This is a genomic window from Ferruginibacter sp. SUN002, from assembly GCF_050611725.1.
GTDB lineage: Bacteria > Bacteroidota > Bacteroidia > Chitinophagales > Chitinophagaceae > Ferruginibacter.
On record NZ_JBODJB010000002.1, the window covers coordinates 1 to 7,874 of the forward strand.

Below are 7,874 nucleotides of genomic sequence, written 5' to 3' on the forward strand. Positions count from 1 at the left end.
ACCGAATCCGTTATCGTTGATACCATTTTCCTGCCATGAAGCTCTGATCGTTTGTGTACTTGCTACTGGTAAAGCCAACATTCTCCAACCTCTGTTCAATTGTTGGGTTGTAAATCTTTCGGCTATTACATTGGTTGCACCTGTGATGCTACCACCACCCGTGATCGCTCCTACTGAACCTGTACCATCTGTAGTAGATTGAAGTACTAACGGGCTACCGTTCAAATTAACTGTACCACCGGTAACTTTTAATTCAACACCCGGGCCAATTACCAAAGTATCTCCTGCACCACCGCTAAAGTTTAATGTACCGGTAATATCAAGATCAGCATCTATGGTTACTTTACCATGACCCGATGGAATTGTTATAGTTGTGCCGGCTGTTGGAACTGTTCCACATTGCCAGTTAGCAGGGTTGCTGAAATCACCGTTTGTACCAACATAAAGACCACAGTCTAATACAAAACTTGCTGCAATTGTATGGTTAGTTGTTATGTTAGTAAATGTATAAGATGTAACTGCACCTACTGAAACACCATCAACTAATACATCCGCTACTTTATAACCTGAACTTGGTGTTATTGTATAAGTTTGATTACTTCCCTTTGTAGGGTTAATTTCACCTGATGGAGATATGGTACCGTTAGAGCCGGCTGATGCAGTGATAGATTTTGTCATTACATAAAATGCTGCATTTTTCATAACTAACAAACCATTTGCACTCATACTTTCCGGACTTGCAGCTAATGCAATCGTCATATATTTACTCAAACTATTTGCACCTGAAGTATTCAATTCCAAAATTGAAACGGCATTGCTTGGCGAATTAGCACGGTTGTTTGCGATCAGTCGCTGAGTTTGACCAGCCGGTGCAGCCGGGCCTTCAACCCATCTGATTTGACCTGTAGCAGTTGCCAGTGTAACATTACTGCCACTAAAAGTAGCACCCGAGAAAATAGCATGAGTATTGAACCCAGAATTAACCGTAACAGAAAGATCTGTGCCAGTAACCCCATTTTGAGGAGAACCGGCAGGCCAGCCTGTTTTACCATACATAAACCCTTTAGAATTTAATATTGGCATAACTCCAATGTATCTACCTAATCTTTCATAAGCAAGGGTACCGCTACCAACTGCTTCATGCATATAAACAATATCATAATTGTTTTTAAGATCTAACATTTGAGCAGCAGTATCACCTGCAGCGGTTGCTGCAGTAAGAGTTGTAATATCAAAATACTGCTCAAACTCAGTATATATCTTATCTATGCCCTTTGGAGCATTTGTACTTGTATATAAGAACGCCATTTTCTTAGCAGCAGGATCTTTTACAATAATTGTATCCGAAACAGTTGCATTTGCTGTTCCCGAAGGACCTACTACCGTTAAAGTATAACCGTAAACAGCAGGATAAGTTGTTTCTGTACCCGGTGTACCGCTTATGGTACCCGTTCCACTATTAAATGTAACACCCGTTGGTAACGGAGTTGCAGTTGCACTGGTAACACCACCGGTAATAGTATAAACAACATTAGTAATTGCAGTACCGGCTTTCACTACCTGTGTAGAAGGGCCCGAACTTAATGCAATAGCTGGTGCAGCTTTACCCGTTACATCAAAACTATTAGATGCGCCTGATGCTGTTAATGAAACAGTACCGCTATTATCACCGGTTCCGGATGTAGGATTATATCTTATATATAAGGTAGCGTTTGTTATAGAACCACCAGTTTGTGTTAGAGTTGCTGTTGTTGCCCAATCCGATCCGTTATTTGTACTACTTACCTGGAATGGAGCACCAACTGAAACACTTACATTATTAATTAAGTTAGCTGCATTTACTGTTTTCGTTTGTACAGTAGAAGCAGTCCAACCTGTAACATTAAAGTTAAGTGTCGTAGCACTATTAAGAGAAATACTAGGTACAGCATTCACTACAGTAACCGTATAATCATGCGTTGTAACTCCATCCTGAGCCGTTACAGTAAACACAACCGGGTTAGTAAAATCAACCGCACCTGTTGGAGCATAAGTAGCCGCAGCAGATACAGTAATACTTGGCGTTAATGCTGTTAAATTAGTACCATAAGGCATCGTAACCGAAATATTATCTCCGGAAATATTAGAACTAATCTGTCCTGAAATAGTAAATGCTGAAATATTAGCTTCTGAACTTAATGCCGTTGTAACATTTACTGTATATGTTTTTGTAGTAGCTTCATCTTCAGCAGTAACCGTATAATTTACAGGCGAGTTGAAGTTTTGTGCCACACCACTATTAGGTACTACTGTTGCGTTTGCATTGCCCAAAGTAATCGTTGGGATAAGTGCAGACAAGTCTGTACCATCAGGAAGGGATACTGAAATTGTATTATTAAGATTATCTATTGTACCGCTATTAGCTCCAAAAGCAAAACTACTAATAGTTGCGTCGGTACTATATGTTTTTGCAGTTACAACTATTGAACCCGATAATGTTGCACAGTTACCATCTCTAATGGTATATGGATAGGTTTTAGGCGTAGCAAACTTAGCAAGTGTACCTGATATAGTTAATACCTGACTACTTACATTAGTGCTAATTCCACTAGGAATACCATCTCCCCAGGTAATTGAAGGATTACCTGATCCGGTTGAATAAGTAATATTTGTAATTGCAGATTGCTGCTGAAGAGTCTGAGCGTCTGTACCACTTGCTGAAGTTCTACTTAGTGGTGCATTTGGAATTGTATAGGTGGCATCAACTAAGAATGCATTACCACCACCAGATCCGGTAGAGATTACAATTGTTGTAGAACTAGTTGAATTTAATGTCAGGGTTGTTGAAGTTAAACATGCTGTACTACCACCACTTCCAGGGAAAGTTACCGTAGTTGAACCCGTTGCCCCGCCACTTGCAACAATGTTTACAATTCTACCATTACCGGATGCAGCAAAACGACCAGAGAAAGTGCCCAAACCATTCGGGAATACCATTGTAACAATGCTAGCTGTATTATTTGGAAGCGTTATTTTATTTGCTGTACCACAACCGTTTGTATTATTTAATGCATAAGCTCCCGTAATAGATGTTATAACAGGATATGCAGCAATCAATGTTGCAGTTGTTGAGTATGATCCTACATTTATAGTAGTAGAAGTAGATGGAGATGGTACCGTAACTGTTACAGTATAAACCTTTGTTGTAACTCCATCCTGAGCAGTTACAGTATAGTTAACAGGAGAACAGAAACCTTGAGCTATTCCTGAGTTTGGAGAAACAGTAGCACCCGATGCTAATACAATTGTAGGTGTTAAACTTGACCTATCTGCAAAAGTAGAAAGAGCAACTGTTATTGTTCCTGCTCCATCATTTATAGTACCTGCTGTTCCATTAATGGTAAAGCTGGTTATAGTAGCCACATTACTCAACGTAGATATATTTGCAGAATTCGCCGATTGAGCAGAGGTAATATATTTGGTGCCATTACCAACAGCAGTTACTCTATAATAGTAACTTGTTCCTGCTGTTAAGCCTGTAACAGATGTACTAGTAGAATTGGCTGCTATACTTGTAAGGGTTGAAACAACTGAATTATCTGATGTTTTGTAAACAGTTACTGTGTAACTGCTTTCATTAGAAACATCTGCCCATCTTGCTGTAAAGCTTGTACCGGTAGCACTTGTACCACCTAGGGTTACACTTGGAGCAGATAATACTAAAGAAATGGTTACAGTATAATTTTGAGTAGAACCATCTTCTGCTGTAACAGTGTAGGTTGCATCATTCGTAAAGTCATTAGAAACTCCTGATAATGGGCTTACTGTAGCGAGCGCTGAAACAGCAATTGTTGGAGACAATGCTGCCAGATTATTACCTGCCGGTACAGTTGCGGTAATAGTATTAGAACCAATAGTTGCTGTAACGCCTGCTATAACAAAAGATGTAATAGATTTTGCTGTACTGGCAGCTGCTTTAGTAATAGTTACCGTGTAATCTTTAGTACTACCATCTTCCGCAGTCACGGTATATATTACATTGCTACTAAAGTTTTGAGCACCTGAAGGAGTGTAACCTTGAGCCAATGCGGAAATTGCAACCGTTGGTGTTTGACTTGTAAGATTGGTTGCAAATGGTACAGTTGCTGTAACAGTATTAGAACCAATAGTTGCTGTAACGCCTGCTATAACAAATGATGTAATATCTTTTGCCGTACTCAATGTACGAATGGTTGCAGAAGCACTTGATTCATCTGAATTAAGTGTTGTTGGCGTTCCAACAGCAGTTACTTTATATGTATAAGTTGTATTATTAGTTAATCCGGTGATCACTGTACTTGAAGCAGGGGCGGTAATACCACTAACTGTAGTTTGTAAAACACCTGATAAATACGTTTTAACTGTGTAGCTCGTTGCACCTGTAACTTCAGTCCAATTAGCAGTAAACCCAACTCCGGTAGGAGCTGTAGCGCCTGTTGGCGAAGGTACTGTAAGCCTAACTGTTAATGTTCCTGTTAAAGCAGTTGAATAAGTTACACCATCTGTTGATGCGATGCTATAACCGTATACACCGGATACTGTAGGCGTTCCTGAGAATGTAACAGGACCTGCGCCACTATTATCGTCAACAGTAATACCTGTTGGAGGCGTAGTTGATGAAGCAGTGCCTGACCAGGTTACTTCTGCAGCTGTAGCTGAACCATCCCATGTATATACGATATTGCCGATTGCAATACCTGCAACAACAGTTTGTACATTTGAGCCACTGGTTAAAGTAAGTGTAGGGCTTGAGGCAGAGCTGATTGTTATTGCTCCTGAAACAGGGCTTGTAACCATTCCGCATGGAGATTCTCCATATATTTCGCAATAATAATAAGTTGTTCCTTCTACATCAGTTGGTGGTGTATAAGTTGAACCATCTCCACCTACTTCAATCAATGTAGGATCGCTACCATCCGGATTCGGAGAACTGTACCATTGATAAGTTGGACCTGTTCCGATAACGTTTACGGATAGATCTGTAGGAGTTTGTCCTACAACATATCCTGCACCTGAAAGTTGATATGAATTAAGTACTATTGCTGAAACAACATTTACGGTAACACTTATTGCATTATTACCAACAGGAGCCGTACATGGTGCTGAGCCACCTTCTGCTCTTACATAATAAGTTGTAGTAGTGGTTGGTGATACTGATAATGTACCGTCTAAACCTGAACCTGTATTATTTACCGGAACAGGAGTAGTGAATGCACTATTTGTGTACCATTTCCAAGAAGCTCCAGATGCCAATGTACCACCTGTTTGACTTAAGGTTGTACTTGTTCCGCTACATATAGTAGTTGACGTAGCTCCTAAAGTTTGGCCGGCAACTGAAGAACCAGTAGTTACAGTTACCGTAACACTTTTTGTATTATCTCCAACATTAGCAGTACAAGGAGATCCTGTTGAACTCTCTGCTCGTACATAATAAGTTGTAGATGCTGCCGATAAATTGTTTAACACCAAAGTACCCGGCGAACCAGTACCTGTACCAACCAAAGTGGTATAACTTGCATCAGAATACCATTTCCAGCTTGCCCCCGTACCTAAGGTACCACCTGTTTGGCTTAATGTTGTTGTATTTGTTCCACTACATAAAGAAGTGCTGGTAGCAGATACATTTGTTGCTGCAGTAGATACAGTATTTATTGTAAGACTATTAGATGCCGGAGTTGTGCTGGCACAACCAGCAGATGTATAACCAACAGTAACAGTTTTATTACCGGCTGTTAACCAATTCAATGTTACTGTATTGCTTCCTGAACCTATTCCACCTGAAGTAATATTATAATCTGTTCCTGCTGTACCGGTCACAGACCATACATAATTTGTCATACTGGCCTGTGTTGTATAGGTTGCACTATACGGAGCACATTGAGGACCCGTAGGAGAAGCGGTGAATGTTGGTGTAGGTGGTGTACATGAAGACGTAATTGTAATTTTGAAATTATCGAATAAAAAAGCATCACTATTACTTGTAGTTTTTCTTTGATAAAAACCAAATACAGCCATTGCTGTAGAAGTATACGTATTATCTACTGTAGAAGTGCCCACTTGATTAATCGTGCCTCCGGCGGGATCAGCTAAAGAAGCACCATCATCTCTAAAATATAAAGACCATTTACCATCTGTAGGGTTATAAGTCACTTTAAAACTGGCATAGTTAGCAGTTGCTGATAAAGCACCAGTTGTGGTTCCAATTAAAGTATAATCTCCAGCGGTTGTAGAAGTAACCCCATTTGCAAAACGGTACAAAGAATATGTAGTAGTACTAGTTTGTGCAACCATATAACCAGTGGTTCCAGCGGCTGTTATAGAAGCACTACTTGCACAAAGAATTGTTGCGATGTAGCGACCATTTGAAGTACTAAAATAAGTACCATTGGTTGCGTTAGCTTTTTGCATATTAAATGTCCAAGTAACCAAGCCTGTACTTGAAGCCAATTTTCGATCGCTAGGAAATGGACTTGTTAAATTAGAATATGAATAAGTTACACCCTGACTAGCACTTTGATTTGAACCATTAGTACCTAAAACCAATGATCCTGAAGTAAGTCTAACCTGATTATTACCATTTGTAGTATTGGTATAGGTATAAACAGCTGATGGGCTAGTAGAAGCTAAACCAAAAGTATTGCCGGATGTTGAAGTTGGTAAAGTACCACTAGTTACAGATCCACTAAAATCATCGGTAAACACAGTTGTTTGTGCACTGGCGCTAACAGCAAATAGAGTCGCAATCAAGGGCAACAGGCATGCATACAGCAATTTCTTAAACATAAGTTTATTAATTTGAATTGGGAGAGAAAAGAAATTAGAACAAATAAATTGTACAATCGAAGGGGTAAATGTTTTTTTCATACCTGGCAATTTAGAATGACATTATCGTTAAAAAAGCAAATCGTTTGTAAGGGAATTCGGGCAAGTGGCTTCAGCAGGTAAAGGATTCTACGTTATAATAGTGATACAAGGTAGATACATTTTTAACATAAATATAATTTGATGGGTCCAAAATCTACGCAATCGATTGCAGAAAAGCTTACGCAATCGATTGCGTAAAGATATTGCAGCGAAATATGATGATTTATGCAATATTTAAACACAAAAATGCACTTCCTTTCGGAAGTGCATTTTTCTAACTATTTTAATAGATATAAACTATTATGCTTTGGCAGGGATAACCTGTGACGCAGCAAGCTTTACAGCCCTTTTCATCACACTAACGGCCAGAAACATGCCCGCTGCAATCAGCAATATGGTCATTTTTGGATCCAATGGTACAGCCTGAGGTTCAGCATCGGGGTTATCTCCCGGATTCTGACCGAAAACTATACCTGGTAAAACAACCAGCAGCATCACCACCACTAACGGCATCATATAACCGAACATCTTTTTCATTCCCTGCTTTAATTGATTCTTCATATGTTTTGAAATTTTTATTTTTTGCTTTCTTTTATATATTGTTTTATCAACCTTTAAAATTACTTAAACCTTAGTTAACTAATAATTTTTCAACTTGTTTAGCTCCATTCGGTTTAACAATTTCCAAATAATAGATACCCTTGGTCATCAGGTTTGGTGCGTTGAATGTTTGCGTACTGTTACCACCATTGTGTTGTACAGACGACTGCATCAACTGCTGACCAACGGTATTGGTTAGACGAACATTGTATTTACCTTTTTCCTGGCCAATAAATTGAACACTTATCCTTCCATCATTGATGATAGTCGTATTCAACGTAATGCTTGGAACTGATGAACCATAAGTTACTGTTACAATATAAGTGTATTTGGTTGCTCCTGATAGATCTACGGTTTTTATACGGTAGTAGTTCAATCCGGCTACAGGTGCC

Annotated in this window: 3 protein-coding genes; all 3 read right to left on the bottom strand. The window is 39.3% G+C overall.

What is annotated here, in order from left to right; translation table 11 throughout:
- On the bottom strand, nt 1–6,801 hold a 6,801-nt coding region (locus tag ACQ33O_RS13665), incomplete at its 3' end, for a beta strand repeat-containing protein (protein ID WP_430996155.1).
- Nucleotides 6,802–7,182: 381 nt separating this feature from the next.
- Nucleotides 7,183–7,419 (bottom strand): hypothetical protein, encoded by a 237-nt coding sequence (locus ACQ33O_RS13670; RefSeq protein WP_430996156.1) that lies wholly within the window; start codon nt 7,417–7,419, stop codon nt 7,183–7,185.
- A gap of 94 nt (nt 7,420–7,513) precedes the next feature.
- A partial coding sequence (locus ACQ33O_RS13675) for a T9SS type A sorting domain-containing protein (protein ID WP_430996157.1) occupies nt 7,514–7,874 on the bottom strand: 361 nt, incomplete at its 5' end.

Coding starts and splice junctions, on each gene's coding strand:
- ACQ33O_RS13670 (WP_430996156.1), bottom strand. CDS start 7,419: ATGAAAAAGATGTTCGGTTATATGATGCCGTTAGTGGTGGTGATGCTG.